Consider the following 16,416-nt stretch of genomic DNA (forward strand, 5'->3'; position numbering starts at 1 on the left):
GGTCACATCATGCGTTTTTCGCTTTTCGTTCACATGGAGCGCGTCTCCGACCAGACCAGCCAAAAGCAGCTGTACGACGAAATGGTCGAACTGTGTCAGATCGCCGATCGCGGCGGCATGCATGCGGTCTGGACCGGCGAGCATCACGGCATGGACTTCACGATCGCGCCGAATCCGTTCATCAACCTCGCCGATCTCGCGAACAAGACGACGCGCGTGCGGCTCGGCACGGGCACGGTCGTCGCGCCGTTCTGGCACCCGATCAAGCTCGCCGGCGAAGCCGCGATGACCGACATCATCTCGGGCGGCCGCCTGGAACTGGGGATCGCACGCGGCGCATACTCGTTCGAATACGAGCGCCTGATGCCGGGGCTCGATGCATGGGGCGCGGGCCAGCGCATGCGCGAACTGATTCCGGCGGTGAAGAAGCTGTGGGAAGGCGATTACGCGCACGACGGCGAGTTCTGGCAATTCCCGGCGACGACGTCGTCGCCGCTGCCGCTGCAGCAACCGCATCCGCCGATCTGGGTAGCGGCACGCGATCCGAACAGCCACGAGTTCGCGGTGGCCAACGGCTGCAACGTGCAGGTCACGCCGCTGCATTTCGGCGACGAGGAAGTCGAGAAGCTGGTCGGCCATTTCAACGCCGCGTGCGAGAAATTCAGCGACATGCCGCGCCCGAAGATCATGCTGCTGCGTCACACCTACGTGGCGAGCAGCGAGGACGACGCACAGGTGGCCGCCGACGAAATCAACGTGTTCTACAACTACTTCGGCGCGTGGTTCAAGAACGAGCGTCCGATCAGCCGCGGGATGATCAAGCCGCTGAGCAAGGAAGAAATCGCCGCGCACCCGTTCTATACGCCGGAAGCGATGCGCAAGAACAACGTGATCGGCACGCCCGCGGAAGTCATTGCACGCCTGAAAGCGTACGAAGCGCTCGGCTTCGACGAGTATTCGTTCTGGATCGACACCGGCATGAGCTTCGAGCGCAAGAAGGCGTCGCTCGAACGGATGATCCGCGACGTGATGCCTGCCTTCCAATAAGGTCCCGATGCCATGAATGTGCAATTCCAGCTGTATATCGATGGCCGGTTCGAGCCCGGCGCCGCGACGTTCGGCAGCGTGAATCCTGCGACCGGCGCGGTATGGGCGCAGATGCCGGAAGCCCGCACCGACGAGGTCGACCGCGCGGTCGTGGCGGCCGGCCGCGCACTGACCGATCCGCAATGGGCCGGCCTTTCCGCGTCGGCGCGCGGCAAGCTGCTGCACAAGCTCGCCGATCTCGTCGAACAGGCGGCGCCACGGCTCGCTGAAATCGAAACGACGGACACCGGCAAGATCATCCGGGAAACGTCGAGCCAGATCGCCTATGTCGCGGAGTACTACCGGTATTACGCAGGCATTGCCGACAAGCTCGAAGGCAGCCATATCCCCGTCGACAAGCCCGACATGCAGGTCTGGCTCGAACGGCAGCCCGTCGGCGTGGTCGCCGCGATCGTGCCCTGGAACAGCCAGCTGTTCCTGTCCGCGGTCAAGGTCGGGCCGGCGCTCGCGGCCGGCTGCACGGTGGTGCTCAAGGCGTCCGAGGAAGCGCCGGGCCCATTGCTCGAATTCGCGCGGCTCGTGCACGAGGCGGGATTTCCGCCCGGCGTCGTCAACGTCATCACCGGCTTCGGTCCGGAATGCGGCGCGGTGCTGAGCAGCCATCCCGGCGTGGACAAGGTCGCGTTCACCGGCGGCCCCGAGACTGCGCGCCACATCGTGCGGAACACGGCGAACAATCTCGCGAAGGTGTCGCTTGAGCTCGGCGGCAAGTCGCCGTTCATCGTGTTCGCCGATGCCGATATCCAGAGCGCGGTCAATGCGCAGGTCGCCGCGATCTTCGCCGCGAGCGGCCAGAGCTGCGTGGCCGGTTCGCGCCTGCTGATCGAGGCCTCCGTCAAGGAGCGGTTCCTGGCACTGCTGGTCGAACGCGTAGCGCGCATTCGCGTGGGTTCGCCCGGCGAGATGGCAACGGAGTACGGGCCGCTCTGCACGGAGCGACAGCTTCGCCACATCGAGGCGGTCGTCGCGCGCTCCGTGCGCCAGGGCGCGAAAGTGCTCGCCGGCGGGAACAGGCTGGAGCGCGACGGGTACTACTACGCGCCGACGATTCTGGATTGCACCGGCGTCGACGGTGCCGACAGCATCACGACGGAACTGTTCGGCCCGGTGCTGTCGGTCGACACGTTCGAATCCGAGCAAGAAGCGATCGCCAAGGCCAACAGCACGGCCTTTGGCCTCGCGGCGGGCATTTTCACGACCAACCTCACCCGCGCTCACCGTGTGTCGAAGCGCGTGCGCTCGGGCATCGTCTGGATCAACACGTATCGGGCGGTGTCGCCGCTCGTGCCGTTCGGCGGCTTCGGTTTGTCGGGGCACGGCCGCGAAGGCGGTTTGAGCGCCGCGCTCGAATACACGACGACGAAATCCGTATGGCTTCGCACGTCGGACGAGCCGATCAGCGATCCGTTCGTGATGCGTTGAGCAACGGCGCATTCACCCGCAGTACCGATCAAAAGCCTCGAAGGTGGCGCCGGGCCGCGCAGGAACGTGCGTGCTCCGGCTCGCCCGGGCAATAAGGATGGAGACAGCATGACACACCCGGAAAGCGATAGCGGCGTTCTGGCTATCGAAAGCAACTCGATCGACTATGTTGCCCACGAGGCCCGGCACGGCAAGCCGGCCGACCTGTTCACCCTGTGGTTCTGCACGAACGTCGCGCCGCTCGCCGTGATTTCCGGCGCCACGTCGGTGCTGGTGTTCCACCTCGATTTCGTGAGTGCGATTTTCGCGATCGCGGCCGGGCAGTTCTTCGGCGCGATCTTCCATGCGCTCACGTCCGCGCAAGGGCCGCTCGTCGGCGTACCGCAGATGATCCAGAGCCGGGCCCAGTTCGGTCGATACGGGTCGCTGCTGGTGGTGGGATTCACGACGCTGATCTACCTCGGCTTCTTCGTGTCGAACATCATTCTCGCGGGCAAGACGCTTCATACGGCAGCGCCTTCGGTGCCCGTGCCGGTTGCAACCGTTATCGGCGCCGTGCTCGCAACGCTGGTCGGCGTGATCGGCTGTCACTTCATTCACCGCTTCAACAAGGTGGGCGCGTGGTTCATGGGCGGCGCGCTCGTCGTCGGCATCGCGCTGATGGCGCCGAACTTCGACGCCCGGATGTTCCAGCAGGGCCAGTTCGATCTCGCCAACTGGTTCGCGGTGTTCGGACTGTGCGCGGTATGGCAAATCAGCTTCGCACCCTATACGTCCGATTATTCGCGCTATCTGCCGGCCTCCACCGGATTCGCGAAGACCTTTGCGTACACATACTTCGGCACGTCGCTCGGTACGATCTTCGCGTTCCTGTTCGGCGTGCTCGCCGTCAGCACCGGACATTCCACGGACGCGATGCAGGCGATCCGCGATCAGACCGGTGCCTTCGGCTACGTGCTGATCTTTCTGTTCCTGGTCAACATCATCGGCCACAACGGAATGAACCTGTATGGCGCGGTGCTGTCCTTCATCACCGCCGCGCAGACTTTCCGGCCTCACTGGGTTCCCGGCCGCAGCGTGCGCGTCGTCGTCTCGACGATCCTGCTGGTCGCGTCCACCGCCACCGCGCTGTGGGCATCGAGCAACTTCATCGCGATCTTCCTCAACGCGGTCTTCGCGATGCGCATCGTTCTGGCGCCCTGGGTCGCGATCAACCTGATCGACTTCTATCTCGTCAACGACCGGCACTACCGGGTCGCTGAAATCATCGGCAGCCACGGTGGCGCGTACGGGGCGTTCAACGTCAAGACCATGGCGATCTACGTGTTCGGCATTGCCGTCCAGGTGCCGTTCATGGACGAGCCCTTTTTCCACGGCCCGTGGGCATCGCTCCTCGGTGGCGCGGACATCTCGTGGATGGTGGGCCTCGTCGCTACGGCGCTGGCCTGCTATCTGTTCGCGTCGAGGAATGGTTCGCGTGCCCGCCGCGGGTGCCCGGTAGCCGCCGAGGCGATGAAGTGAACACAAGCGGATACGGTGGCCGTTCGCCGGCGAGGTGTACGCGGAACGGCGCTCGCGCGCCGCTCCGCCTTCCCGTGCGAACGATGACGGCAGGTTTGCAAAGGCGCGCTTGCGCCAACCAAGGAGTCGAACATGAACGAAGATGATGCGCTGTTTCAGAAGGGATTGCCGATTCGCCGGGAAGTGCTCGGCGCGGAGTATGTCGATGCGTCGATGGAAAAGGCCGACGCGTTCATGATGTCGTTCCAGCGCGCGACGACCGCATGGGCCTGGGGATGGGCCTGGGGCGACGACACGCTCGATCGCAAGACACGCAGCCTGCTCAATCTCGCGATGTTGACGGCCGCCGGTCACACCAACGAACTCAAGCTGCACGTCAAGGGTGCGCTCAACACCGGGGTGAGCGTGGATGAAATCAGGGCGACACTCCTGCACGCGACCGCCTACTCGGGCATCCCGCACGGCCTGAGCGCATTCAAGGCCGCACACGAAGTGCTGGTGGCCGAAGGCGCGTTGAAGTGAACGCCGACGGCTGAAAGACGCAGCGGCGCCAGTGCCGACGACACGGCGTCCGTTCCGCGCTGGCGCCCGCCGATCCGTATCGGGTATTCGCCAGTCCGGCCGTCCCGCCGCCGCTCACGCCTGCCTGGCCGTGGCCTGCGCCGCCAGCGCGGCCCGCTCGATCCAGCGGATGGCCGGCGCATCCTGCTCGCCCGGCGCGGGCTTGCCGATCAGGAAGCCCTGCACCTCGCGGCAGCCGGCATCCGTGATGCACGCCAGCTGCTCCTCCGTCTCGACGCCTTCCGCGACGGTCGTCACGCCGAGGCGCTTGCCGAGATCGGCCACCGTGCGCACGACGGCCGCGCAGTCCGGGCGCGTGACTGCATCGCGCACGAAGCTGCCGTCGATCTTGATCTTGTCGAACGGGAACGCGCGCAGATGCGCGAGCGACGAGAAGCCGGTGCCGAAGTCATCAAGGGCGACGCGCACGCCCATCGAACGCAGTGCGCGCAGGTCCGCGATGGCCTTGCCCTCGTCGTGCAGCAGCGCGGTTTCCGTCACCTCGATTTCCAGCCGGTCGGGCGCGAGGCCCGCGCCGGCCAGCGCCGCCGCTAAGGTCGGCGCAATCGTGCCGTGGCCGAGCTGCCCCGCCGACACGTTGACGGCAACGCGCGCACCGTCGGGCCAGCGCGCCGCCTCCCGGCAGGCCTGCTCGAGCACGAAGCGGCCGAGCCGGTCGATCAGGCCGCCGCGCTCGGCCACCGGAATGAAGCAGCCCGGCGAAATCCAGCCGGTGCGCGGATGATGCCAGCGCAGCAGCGCCTCGCGCGCCGTGATCTGGCGGGTGAGGACATCGACGATCGGCTGGTAGAACACGTACAGCCCCTGGTTCTCGTCCAGCGCGACGCGCAGCTTCGATTCGAGCGCGACCCGCTCCTGCGCGCTCGATTCCATGTCCGGCGAGAACATCCGGTAGGTGCCCTTCCCGGCTTTCTTGGCCGCATAGAGCGCCATGTCCGCGCGGGACAGCAGCGCGCCGGCGTCGTTGCCGTGATGCGGCGCCAGCACGCAGCCGATCGATGCACCGATGCGGAACGGCCGGTCGGGCGACGGCGCATAGGGGGCGACGAGCGTGTCGACGAGCCGCGCGGCCGCACCCATCGCGCGGTCCGCGTCGGTGTCGCGCAGCAGCACCGCGAATTCGTCGCCGCCGATGCGCCCCAGCATCATCCCCGGCTCGGGGCACTGCCCGCGCAGGCGCTCCGCGACCTGGCGCAGCACCGCGTCGCCGGCCGAATGCCCGCACGCGTCGTTGATCAGCTTGAAGCCGTCGAGGTCGATGAAAAGCAGCGCGAGCAGCTTGTCCGAGCGGCGCAGGCTCGCGTCGAATTCGGCCAGGAAGGTCGCGCGGTTCGGCAGGCCGGTGAGCGAATCGTGATGCGCGAGCTGGTGAATGCGCGCCTCCGCCTCGGCCTGCTGCGTGACGATCGACCACGACAGCATCGGGCCGATGTAGCGCCCCTGGGCGTCGCGCACGGCCGAGACCTGGATGTCGAGCACTTCCGGCCCGAGCGGAATGCGGGCGCGATGCGGCAGGTTCGCCGGATCGGCGAGCAGGCGGCGCTGGTGCTGCGGGTGCGGGTGCGGGTGGAAGAAGTCGATCGACGCGCCAAGCGCGTCGTCCGCGCGGATCGGCAGCAGGTGCTCGATCGAGCGCAGCAGGTTGCGCGACGTCGCGTTCAGGTAGTTGATGCGGAACGTCTCCGGGTCGGCCGTCATCACGGCCACCGGCATGTCGTCGATCATCCGCATCAGCCGCGTCTGCGCCTGCTCGCGCAGACGCGATTCGTCCTGCGCGTCGACGGTGCGCAGGACGCTCCGGTAGTTGACGGAGATGACGGCGATCAGCGACGCCGACACGAAGGCCATGTTGACCGCGGTGGCGACGAGCGTCGGCTGGCCGGTCGAGATGAAGAACACGATGAACGCGACGTTGACGATCAAGGCCACGCTCAGCGCGGCCGTCCGCAGGTACATCAGGCTGAAGACGCAACCGATCATCGTGATCGCCATGTAGAACGCCACCTGGGCCTTTTGCCACGCATCGCCGTACGGGAACAGCAGCAGCGCCCAGGTGGTGAACGTCACCGCGACCGGGATCACCAGCCAGTTCGTAACCGTGAGCGCACGCATCACGGTGTCCGGCGTCGGCTCCAGCAGCCGGGTGCGGTGCCAGTGCAGCAGCCGCGCGAGCGCGGCGAGCGTCATCGCGGCCGGCATCGCGACCGACAGCCACCACGGCGTGCTGCCGAGGTGCGTGACGGCGAGGCTCCAGGTGCTCGAGATGAGGATCAGGTACGACACCGGGATCTGGCCGGCGAATACCCGGTATTGCGCCGCGAGCAGGTCCGGGTTCCGGTCCGGCGCCGCGAGGCTTGCCAGTCTTGCCATCCGTGCGTAGAGGATTTTCATGTGAGCCTGCCGGCGGCAACCCGGGGGCGGGCTGCCGTGTCCGGCGTCGAGGGTTACCCGCGCGGATCCGGGTCGAGATCGGCCGCGACGGCCGATTCGGACGCAGGAACCGCCGTGCGGACGCGGTTGCCGCCGGTCAGCGCAATCTGCCCGCTGCCGACGATCTCGTTGAGGGGGGCGGGCCTGCCGAGCAGGAAGCCCTGCGCTTCGTCGCAGCCTTCGTCGGCCAGCAGCGCCAGCTGGTCGTGCGTCTCGATGCCTTCGGCCAGGATCGGAATGCCCAGGCTCTTGCCGAGCGCGAGCACGGCGCGGATGATCGCGCGATCCTGCGGTTTCGCTTCCGCGTCCGCGACGAACGACTGGTCGAGCTTGATGCGGTCGAACGGGAACGAGCGCAGCGTGTCGAGCGACGAATAGCCGGTACCGAAATCGTCGAGCGCGATGCTCACGCCCAGCGCCTTGATCTGCCGCAGCGTGTCCAGCGCACGCTCGCGGCTGGCGAAGATCGTCGATTCGGTCAGCTCCAGCTGCAGGCGCGACGCCGGCAGGCGGGTGGCTTCGAGCACGTCCGCCACGAGCGCCGTCAGGTCCGCGTGCATGAACTGCACGGCCGATACGTTCACCGCGACCGCATAGGGCGGCTCCCACGTGGCCGCCCGCGCGCAGGCCTCGCGCAGCACCCATGCGCCGATGTCCAGGATCACGCCGTTTTCCTCGGCGAGCGGAATGAACTCGGCGGGCGGAATCGTGCCGAGCGTCGCGTGCTGCCAGCGCAGCAGCGCCTCGTAGCCGCGGATCTCGCCGGTCGCGAGCGACGTCTGCACCTGGTAGTGGATGCTCAGCTGGTTGTCGGCCACCGCGCGGCGCAGGTCGGCCGCGAGGCTGCGGCGCGCGCGGACGATCAGGTCCATCGCCGGCTCGTAGAAGCAGATCGATTGCGCGATGCTGCCCTTCGCGCGGTACATCGCGAGGTCCGCGTTGTTGATGAGGATGGCCTTGGTGGCCGCGTCGTCCGGATAGATGGCGACGCCGAAGCTCGCACCCGGCACGACCTCGTAGTCGTCCAGCCTGACCGGCTTGTAGAGTGCCGGCTCGAGCCGTTCGAGCAGATCCATCAGGCGCGTGTCGTCGTCCATCCGGCAAAGCGCCGCGAATTCGTCGCCGCCGATGCGGGCGACGAATTCGCCTTCGCGCAGCAGGTTCGTCATGCGGCGCACGAGGATGCGCAGCACCTCGTCGCCGGCGTGGTGGCCGCGCAGGTCGTTGATTTCCTTGAAGCGGTTCAGGTCGATGCCGATCAGCGCGAGCTTCGTGCGTTGTTCCTGCGCAAGCGCGATTTCGAGGTCGAGCCGCTCGTTGAAGCTGGCCCGGTTGGGCAGGCCGGTCAGCATGTCGCTCAGCGCCAGCCGGCGCAGGTGTTCGAGCGATTCGGCCCGCACGTTGCTGTCGATCACGTAGCTCACGAGCCCCGTGCAGACGATCACGAGCGACGTGCCCGCGACCGCCAGCGCCAGCGGACGCATCTCGCTCATGTCGGTCCAGTTGCCGTCGAGCATCAGCGGCGTGATGCGCAGCGCGGACATCCCGGTGAAATGCAATGCGAGGATCGCGAGCGACAGCACGCCGGCCATCTGGTTGACGGCGTGCGGCGACGGCCGCATCGCGAGGTGCAGCGCGAGCGCCGCGAGCGTCATCGCCAGGACCACCGACGCGACCAGGTAGCCGACGTCCCACGACACGATCCCCTCGACCCGCCACGCGAGCATGCCGGTGTAGTGCATCAGCACGATCGCCACGCCGACGATCGCGCCGCCGAGCGCGGGCGCGACCTTGACGATGCGACAGGTCGTCAGTGCGAAGCCGATCGTGCTGCCCACGACCGCGATGAGCAGCGACACGAGCGTGAGCGGCAGGTTGAAGTGCACGGGCGCGCCGGCGTCGAATCCGAGCATCGCGATGAAGTGCGTGCACCAGATCGCCACGCCGGCCGAAATGGCCGTCAGCACCTGCCAGCCGAGCCGCTGCGTGCCGGAGGTGTTCACCGTGCGCTGGAACAGGCGCGCGGTGACCCACGAGCCGCCTCCGCACAGCAGTGCGGCAAGCAACACCAGCCAGTGGTTGTGCCGATGAACGATGCACCCGAAAACTGTCACCAAAACCTTTCTTCCCCTATCCGTCGCATGGGCCGATGCCATGCCCGATCGACGCAGCGGGGGGCAATGCCGCTTCGATCAGGCGTGCCCTCCAGATATCGGCATGTGATGAATAAACTGAACGCCGCGTGGCCGGGCGCAAACGATTGCACGACAGATATTTTTTTGGGAAAAAGTGCCGGAACGAGACGGGATGGGGAGCGGAGGTTCGGGCTGCGGCGGAGGCCGAGCACATTGCGCTCGAATGGCACGCCACCGGACAGGTGATCGATTGGACGGAACGCGTTCCGACGAACGGCGCGACGGGTGACGCGTCGCGGCGAGATCAGCAGGATAGACGGCGAGTGTCGTGAAAGCCGGCCGCCAAAAAATCGACCGCCTGCAATCGCAGGCGGTCGATCAACGGCTGCCCTTCATTCGCCCGGGCGTCACGTGGCTTCGACCGGTTCGCCCTTCGCCGAAGCGAAGGGTTCACCACGCGCGCGCCGGGCGTTCAACGCGCTCACACAACCGCCATCAATTCACTCCGACCGCACTCCACGCGCGAGCGACCGCGGCGCTTTCGGCCGAGTTCGTGCCATACAGGTCGTTCGCCGCCTGGATCGACGCACGACGCGCGTTCGGGTAGCTGGAGTTGGCGTTCAGATACACGGTCAGCGTCCGGTACCAGATCTTCCCGGCCTTCTCGCGGCCCACGCCGCTGAAGGTCGTGTCGCCGTTGCACACCAGCTGCGCCTTCGTCAGGCCGGTATCGGTCGACGGCACCGTCGGGCCTTCCGCGAGCAGGTAGAACAGGCGGTTGCCGACGCCCGACGTGAAATGCGGATCGTGGCGCGGATTCGACCACGAGAATCCGCCGGACGGGTAACAGCTGAACGACCGGCCGTCGAGATCCTGCTTGTACATCTTGCGCAGGCCGCCGCTCACCACGCGCGCACCGATCACGTAGTTGCCGGGATCGTTCGGGTTGTTGGCGTAGTACTTCACGAGCGTGCCGAAGATGTCGGACGTCGACTCGTTCAGGCCGCCCGCGTCACCCGAGTAGTTCAGGTTGGCCGTGGCCTCGGTCACGCCGTGACTCATCTCGTGTCCGGCGACGTCCACCGACACGACCGGTTTCGGCAGGCTGGTGCCGGGTTGGCCGTCTCCATACACCATCACGTGCGAATCCAGCCATGCCGCATTCGCGCCGGTCGTGCCGCTGCCCGTGTTGAACACCACGTGTGCATAGCTCTTCACGCCGCGGCCGTCATTGAAGATGCCGTTACGGTTGTGCGTCGTCTTGTAGTAGTCCCAAGTCAGCGCGAGACCATAGTCGATGTCGGCGGCGACTGTCTGCCGGTCGGTGGTCGTATTGTTGCCCCACACGTTCGTGCTGCTCGTGAAGATCGGCAGGTCGGTCGCCTGCTCGACGTCGTCCGAGGTCAGCCCGCGGCCGTCGTAGACCGAGCCGGAGCCACGGCTCGGATCGAGCATCCGGTACGCGTTCGTGCCCGTCTGGTCCGTGGTGAGCGTCAGGTTGCCGTAGTACAACGAGCGGCCAGTGCCGGTCGCGGCCGCCGTCTTGATCAGGTCCTGCGCGTCGAGCACGGTGCCGGTGCGCGCATCGACGTAGTACAGCACCGCGTCGCCATGCACTTCGGTCGCCTTGCCGTACACGCGCACCGCGTAGGCCAGCGTCGGCGTGACGTCGCGTGCGAACACGACGAGTTCCGCGTCATCGACGCGGCGCACGTCCGAGTTGAAACGCGCGGCCGCGATGCGCTTGACCCGGGCAGCGCCGATGTCGGGTGCGTTGCGTACGACCGCGCGGTCGCCAACCTTGCCGATCGTGCCGGCGAGACTGATCGGCGCGAGCTGGGTCACGCTCGCCTGCTTCAACTGCCCCTTGCTCGAATGGACGACCACGTCGCCCCCGATCACGGGCAGGCCCGCGTAGAAGCGGTCGAACCGCACGTGCTCAGTGCCGTCGGGGTCGACGATCACGTCGCGCACCTGGAACTGATCGCCATCCGCCGGCGCGCTCGCCTGCGGCCCTGCGAACTTCAACGTGCGTGCTGCGCCGCCGGCTGCGAGGCTGAAGGCGGACGGGTTCTGCTGGATCAGTTGCAGTGCCTTGTCGACCGTAGCCGACGGGTCGCCGGCCTGGGCAAAAGCACTGAGACTCGCGACGGTAATCGCGGAGATGGACAGCAGACGAGACAGTTTCTTCATGTAATCCCCCGGCTTATAAGTGGGTGATGTTCGAGGAATGCATCAAGTACAGACTTTGATGTAAGACATGTCACGAACCGCAGAGGGATGCTAGAGGGTCATTTTTATAATTACAAGATATTTTCTGACAGTTTATTTTTTACTGTCATCGTCGTTAATCGAGTCATTGTTTGGTGAGAAATTTGAAATGATCTCGTCGGCCGCGATGGCGGGATCGACAAGGTTGCATCGGGGGAATGTGTCGGAGAGGCTGGCGCTGCCTGGGAAAGACCGCACGTGGCGCGGGTCGGGCAGGACGAATGAGGTAAAGCCGGGGGTAATGCTCCAGACACTAGTTGCTTTATTAAATATTTATTTTGATTGTTGCCATTGCCGGCGCGCCAATGAAACTTTTAATGGCCGTTCGATTCTCGATTTTGACGACAATGCCTTTGAATTCGTAGTGAAAGCCTGCCGAGCGGCGCACGAGGTAATGCTTTCTACGAATCTTTCGCTTGAGCGGCGCGGCGCAACCCATCGGATGTGCACGTCACACGTTCTCTTGCATCGGAAGGCTCATGCCCAGTCAGCGGTTGCGCACGCGGTTGTTGCCGGGGAACGCGCGTGCGGCCGATGCACTATTCACTGACGTCCGCTGCCTAGCCGGTCCTCACCTTGAACCGCACCACCAGCCACGTCAGCGCGCCCAGCACGAACACGGCGAGCGTCCACGTGCCGCCGTGGTGCTGCAGCACCGCGGCCGTCGCCGCGATGCCCGCCAGTCCTTGCTGCAGGAAACCGCACAACGCCATCGCATGCGCGCCGTGTTCGTGCGCATTGCTGACGGCGGTCGCCATGCTGTTGGGAAACAGCACCGCCTGGCCAAAAATCGCGAGGCAATACAGCGCGATGAAGATCCACAGGCCGCCGAAATGATCCAGCCGGCCACCCAGCCAGGACGCCAGCATCAACGTGGTTGCGAGCGCAACCAGCGCGGCACCGGCATGCATCAGCCGCACGCCGCCGAGCCGCTTCACGACGCGATTGACCAGCATCGCGCCGCTGAAATAGGCGACACCGAGCAACAGGCCGATACTGCCGAAGCTCGTCACGGCCAGCCTGAAATGTTCCTGGAACACGAACGGACTCACTTCCTGCAAGGTCACCGTTGTCGCGAACCCCAACCCGCCCGCGCAAGCCGGCCATAGGAAACCCGGGCGCCGCAGCAGGCTCCGGTAAGTGCCGGCCATCCCCGACGTGACCGCGGTGCGGCTTCCCGCCTTCAACGGCAACGCCGCCGACAGGCCGATCGCGAGCGCGGCGATGACGGCCATCAGCACGAAACCCGTTTGCCAGTGACTGTATCGGCCGATCAGCCCGCCGACGAACTGGCCGCCGCCCAGCGCGGTGATGAAGGCGATCGACAACACCGACAGCCGTCGCGCCAGTTCGTCGCCGCGCCAGTAGTCGCGGACGATGATTCTGGCGATGATCGCCGCGCCGCCGCCCCCGATGCCCTGGATGGCGCGCAACGCGAGCAGCGCCGGCGCGAGCGTGCAGACGGCGAGCAGCAGGCTGCTGGCGACGAACAGCAGCAGCGAGATCAGCAACGGGCCGCGCCTGCCCCAGCGTTCCGCGGCGGCGCCCCAGAACGGCACCGGCAGCGCCGCGCCGATCACATAGGCGGAGATGGACAACTCGGCGCCGCCTTGCGTCATCTTCAGTTCGCGCATGACGACAGGCAGTGACGGCAGGTACACCGTCGTCGCCATTTGCGCCATGAAGACGACCAGGCAGGCCAGCGCCATCAGCGACGCAGTCGACGCGGCCGGTTCGCACGGTGTACCGGCGGCAAGAACGGGTTTGTCGCTCATGCCAGCCCCCGATTCGCTCGAGACGCGGGCCTGGCCGTTACCCATCCGTGCACACATGACGGGTTGCCGTCACGGGTGCTACGCACATGCATGCTGTCCCGCAACCCGGGTTCGGTCGCCATCGTTTCTCTCTCTTGATCTTGTCGGGGTTGGCCGCCGCGGTGTGCGGCAGGATTGTCGTGGCTGGTCGTACAAAGGCGCAGGCAGCGAACAGCCGACTTCGATGTCACATTCAAACGGCCATTGCGGGACGCCGAGACTACCCGGCCCGGACACGTCTGCTCGCCCCCCCGATACAGGCGCTGCCGGCACGCCGCGCCGCGTAATCACGTGTAATCGATTCTGGAAAAAACCGGTCCTATATTGGCGTCACTCTTTCGCCATGCGCCTGACTTCAGGCGGGTCGAACAGAGCCAATCAAGCGCCGGTCGCCGTTCGATCAACCTCGAGACTGACGGGGAAGAATTCAACGCTCCCGTGCGTAACGTTCGAATCAATCAGGAGAGCATCATGCCAGACATCTTCATCTGGAAGCCCAATGAAAACCAGACATACAGCACGGCGGGTACGAATGAGGTGAGCGCCCCTTCCTTTGACAAGGAAGCCGGCAAATCCTTCTCGATGATCGCTCCCGCCGGAACGTTGACGCTGCTGTCCCGGCAGTCGTCGGTATGGGGCGGAAGTTTCGACAACGACATCCCGCCCGTTGAAATCGATCTTCGTAGCGGTGCCCTCGTGATGCGCGGCATCTCCGGCGATGCGCGCGGCGTCGATTTCACGATGGGCCCGTATCCGCACAAGCTCATCGGTCACCCGTTCGTCAACTTCAGGATCGTCGACGCCGCGTTCGAGGCCAGCCGTTTCGATACGGTGAATGCGGGCGGCCTGGTCCCGCCGTTGCTCGGCATGTATATCGACCTTCTCCTCGATCTGGAACTGGCCGGCGCCAGCCGCTATGACGTCTCCTGCCGGTTGTACGCCAGCACCAAGAAGCTGCGTGTCCAGGGCCAGTCCGCGGTGAATGTCCGTGCCGAAGAGATCGTGCTGACATTCAGCGAGTATGCCGTTCTGCCGGCGGCGCTGCCCCGGGTTCCGGGCAACGATTACTCGCTGCACATGGAATCGACGGGCGGCAAGATGGAGATCGCCGAATCGCGTCTCGCGTTCGGAAGGCGTGCGAAGAGCGCGATGACGAGCAAGCAGATTACGTTGCGCAAAAGCGTGCGGGTCTGGGCTCAGGACGATGCCAATGCGAAGTTCGTTACCGACGCGGTCGAGTTTTACGACAGTGCGTCGACGGCAACGTTTTCCATCTCGCACAACGCCAACGTGGAATTCGATACGTATTCCGGCGGAAAACCTTTCGATTTCCTGGGCAACAAGACGTATCCCCAGGGGTTGTTCAACTTCCAGTCGACACCCGAGTCCAAGGCGACGGGCAAGTTCACCTTCTACGGCGCCGGCAGCGCGTTCGACCAGTCGGCGATGCTGCACAAGCAGGTCGTCGCCATCGACGGAGTGCCGCAGTCGAACGACCAGCAACTCCGCTTCGAGTACGTTCGCGTCGGCAACACGCAGAACATGGTGGTGTCGCTCAAGAAGTGACCGGAAGGGTTCCGTCTTCAGCCTGCGTGTGACGGGGCCGGGCAACAGCCCGTCAGGCTGATTCGGCGTTGACCAGGCTGCCCCTCCAATGCAGATGGGTTGGCGGAGCAAGCCTGGGCATCGCGAAGATTCAACGATGAACCGCGGCATTCGAGGGACCGCTTCCTGCATGAGGCACGCATGGGGCACAATACGCAGCTTCAAAAATTCAACCGCGGTCAAACCCATGCGCTTCATCGTCGTTGGAACCAGCGGAGCGGGGAAATCCACCTTTTCCAGCGCGCTGGCGGCAGCAGCCGGCTGCCCTTGCATCGAGCTGGATCGACTCTACTGGGGCCCCGGCTGGACAGCCGTGCCGCCGGAACAGTTCGAGAGCGCCGTGCTGGCCGCGACCGCCGGCGACCGCTGGGTCGCCGACGGGAACTACAGCGCCGTGCGCGACGTGCTCTGGTCGAGAGCCACGCACGTGGTCTGGCTCAACTTCGGGCGACGGACGGTGTTCTCCCGGGTGCTCTGGCGCACGTTGAGCCGAGGGCTCATGCGCACCGAGCTTTCTCACGGCAACCGTGAATCGCTGCGGATGGCATTCTCCCGGGAGTCGGTGCTGCTGTGGTCGTACACCACGTTCGCCAGGAATCGCATCAAGTTCGCCGCCCTGCGAGACGACCCGACATTCGCGCATCTGCACTGGACGGAAATCACCCGGCCTTCGCACACCCGCGCGGTCATCGACAGGCTGGCCCGCGCCAGCGGCTGAGCGCGGCGCGACGCTTACCTGCGTCAGTCATCGAACGTGCCTTGATATGCCGGCGCGGCATCCGCGCGCGTGTTCAGTTCGAACATCACGCCGCCCGGTGCGCGGCAGAAGAAACGCGAACCGCGCCCGTTGTTGAAGACGTCCGTCACCATCTCGACGCCCTCCTCCCGGAAGCGCTCGAACAACGTGCGAACCTCATCGAGGCTCGGCAGTTCGAACCCGACGTGGAAATTCGTCGGCCATGCCGGCCTGTCGTCGCTGACGTGATCGATTACCACGTCGAAGCCCGGACGCTTGAGGATCCAGGATTGTTCCCAGCTTCCCGCGATCGTGAAACCGAGGTGCCGCTCGAAGAATCGGGCCGTCGCCAGCGTGTCGGCCGACGGGAAGCTCAGGTGGTTGAGCTTCATGGTTTGCGTAATGGCAGTCATTGCGAGTCCCTGTCATGCGTGGATCGGCGGAGGCCCCATGCCGTTCCGCCCGACGCATTCAGAATACGAGCCGGCGCTCACGTTCGACAACTCGCATTCGTCGCACGTCCGGACCGCCCGCGAACCCGCATGAAACCGGGGGCCGGGGCGCCGTTGCGATCGCCGTGGATCGCGCTATTCGCATTTGGCCGGGATGGGCCTGCCCCCTCGTTTCGCTGTGTTTGCCGTGTGAGCCCCGGGCGCAAGGCAAACGGCAGGGACTGCCACACGCGCTCGGCGCATCCCTGTCGCTTTGCGTGACGCATCAAGCGTCGATGGCCCGAGGGTGACAAACCCACCCCGGGCCACGGATTTCCCGCCAGTGCCGGACATCACGACCG

General features: G+C 65.5%; 11 protein-coding genes. 6 read left to right on the forward strand and 5 right to left on the reverse strand.

Annotated features, from left to right (window positions below; genetic code table 11):
- The first annotated feature begins 9 nt into the window (after positions 1-9).
- From CFB40_RS33290 to CFB40_RS33305, 4 genes are all read left to right on the forward strand, one after another.
- Positions 10-1,047: an LLM class flavin-dependent oxidoreductase gene (locus CFB40_RS33290; protein ID WP_089433706.1), complete on the forward strand. Its 1,038-nt coding sequence runs from the start codon at positions 10-12 to the stop codon at positions 1,045-1,047.
- 12 nt (positions 1,048-1,059) lie between these two features.
- Complete coding sequence (locus CFB40_RS33295; RefSeq protein WP_089433707.1) at positions 1,060-2,529, forward strand: aldehyde dehydrogenase; 1,470 nt, start codon at positions 1,060-1,062, stop codon at positions 2,527-2,529.
- A 108-nt stretch (positions 2,530-2,637) separates the two neighbouring features.
- Positions 2,638-4,050, forward strand: a complete 1,413-nt coding sequence (locus CFB40_RS33300; RefSeq protein WP_089433708.1) for a purine-cytosine permease family protein — start codon at positions 2,638-2,640, stop codon at positions 4,048-4,050.
- A gap of 132 nt (positions 4,051-4,182) precedes the next feature.
- Positions 4,183-4,572: a carboxymuconolactone decarboxylase family protein gene (locus tag CFB40_RS33305; protein ID WP_089433709.1), complete on the forward strand. Its 390-nt coding sequence runs from the start codon at positions 4,183-4,185 to the stop codon at positions 4,570-4,572.
- Positions 4,573-4,686: 114 nt separating this feature from the next.
- On the opposite strand, the gene CFB40_RS33310 is transcribed toward CFB40_RS33305, so the two are convergent.
- From CFB40_RS33310 to CFB40_RS33325, 4 genes are all read right to left on the reverse strand, one after another.
- Positions 4,687-7,023 carry a putative bifunctional diguanylate cyclase/phosphodiesterase gene (locus tag CFB40_RS33310; RefSeq protein ID WP_089433710.1) on the reverse strand — a complete coding sequence of 779 codons (2,337 nt, stop codon included), beginning with the start codon at positions 7,021-7,023 and terminating at the stop codon, positions 4,687-4,689.
- A 53-nt stretch (positions 7,024-7,076) separates the two neighbouring features.
- Positions 7,077-9,176 (reverse strand): putative bifunctional diguanylate cyclase/phosphodiesterase, encoded by a 2,100-nt coding sequence (locus tag CFB40_RS33315; protein ID WP_256976954.1) that lies wholly within the window; start codon positions 9,174-9,176, stop codon positions 7,077-7,079.
- Positions 9,177-9,692: 516 nt separating this feature from the next.
- Complete coding sequence (locus tag CFB40_RS33320) at positions 9,693-11,390, reverse strand: M4 family metallopeptidase (RefSeq protein ID WP_089433712.1); 1,698 nt, start codon at positions 11,388-11,390, stop codon at positions 9,693-9,695.
- A 638-nt stretch (positions 11,391-12,028) separates the two neighbouring features.
- Entirely contained in the window at positions 12,029-13,243 is a 1,215-nt protein-coding gene (locus tag CFB40_RS33325; protein WP_256976955.1) for an MFS transporter, read from the reverse strand.
- Positions 13,244-13,753: 510 nt separating this feature from the next.
- Between CFB40_RS33325 and CFB40_RS33335 the strand changes: the two genes are divergently transcribed.
- Both CFB40_RS33335 and CFB40_RS33340 read left to right on the forward strand, forming a co-directional pair.
- The gene (locus tag CFB40_RS33335; protein ID WP_143329923.1) at positions 13,754-14,848 is read left to right on the forward strand and encodes a hypothetical protein; all 1,095 of its coding nucleotides are present in this window, start codon (positions 13,754-13,756) and stop codon (positions 14,846-14,848) included.
- 226 nt (positions 14,849-15,074) lie between these two features.
- Positions 15,075-15,605: a toxin gene (locus tag CFB40_RS33340; protein ID WP_089429701.1), complete on the forward strand. Its 531-nt coding sequence runs from the start codon at positions 15,075-15,077 to the stop codon at positions 15,603-15,605.
- 23 nt (positions 15,606-15,628) lie between these two features.
- On the opposite strand, the gene CFB40_RS33345 is transcribed toward CFB40_RS33340, so the two are convergent.
- A complete protein-coding gene (locus CFB40_RS33345; RefSeq protein ID WP_174970604.1) occupies positions 15,629-16,036 on the reverse strand; it encodes a VOC family protein in 408 nt (135 codons plus the stop codon).
- Between the last annotated feature and the right edge of the window lie 380 nt (positions 16,037-16,416).

Origin of the sequence: Burkholderia sp. AU31652 (assembly GCF_002223155.1) — a bacterium.
Taxonomy (GTDB): domain Bacteria; phylum Pseudomonadota; class Gammaproteobacteria; order Burkholderiales; family Burkholderiaceae; genus Burkholderia.

Coding starts and splice junctions, on each gene's coding strand:
- CFB40_RS33305 (WP_089433709.1), top strand. CDS start 4,183: ATGAACGAAGATGATGCGCTGTTTCAGAAGGGATTGCCGATTCGCCGG.
- CFB40_RS33295 (WP_089433707.1), top strand. CDS start 1,060: ATGAATGTGCAATTCCAGCTGTATATCGATGGCCGGTTCGAGCCCGGC.
- CFB40_RS33345 (WP_174970604.1), bottom strand. CDS start 16,036: ATGACTGCCATTACGCAAACCATGAAGCTCAACCACCTGAGCTTCCCG.
- CFB40_RS33290 (WP_089433706.1), top strand. CDS start 10: ATGCGTTTTTCGCTTTTCGTTCACATGGAGCGCGTCTCCGACCAGACC.
- CFB40_RS33340 (WP_089429701.1), top strand. CDS start 15,075: ATGCGCTTCATCGTCGTTGGAACCAGCGGAGCGGGGAAATCCACCTTT.
- CFB40_RS33320 (WP_089433712.1), bottom strand. CDS start 11,390: ATGAAGAAACTGTCTCGTCTGCTGTCCATCTCCGCGATTACCGTCGCG.
- CFB40_RS33310 (WP_089433710.1), bottom strand. CDS start 7,023: ATGAAAATCCTCTACGCACGGATGGCAAGACTGGCAAGCCTCGCGGCG.
- CFB40_RS33325 (WP_256976955.1), bottom strand. CDS start 13,243: ATGAGCGACAAACCCGTTCTTGCCGCCGGTACACCGTGCGAACCGGCC.
- CFB40_RS33335 (WP_143329923.1), top strand. CDS start 13,754: ATGCCAGACATCTTCATCTGGAAGCCCAATGAAAACCAGACATACAGC.
- CFB40_RS33300 (WP_089433708.1), top strand. CDS start 2,638: ATGACACACCCGGAAAGCGATAGCGGCGTTCTGGCTATCGAAAGCAAC.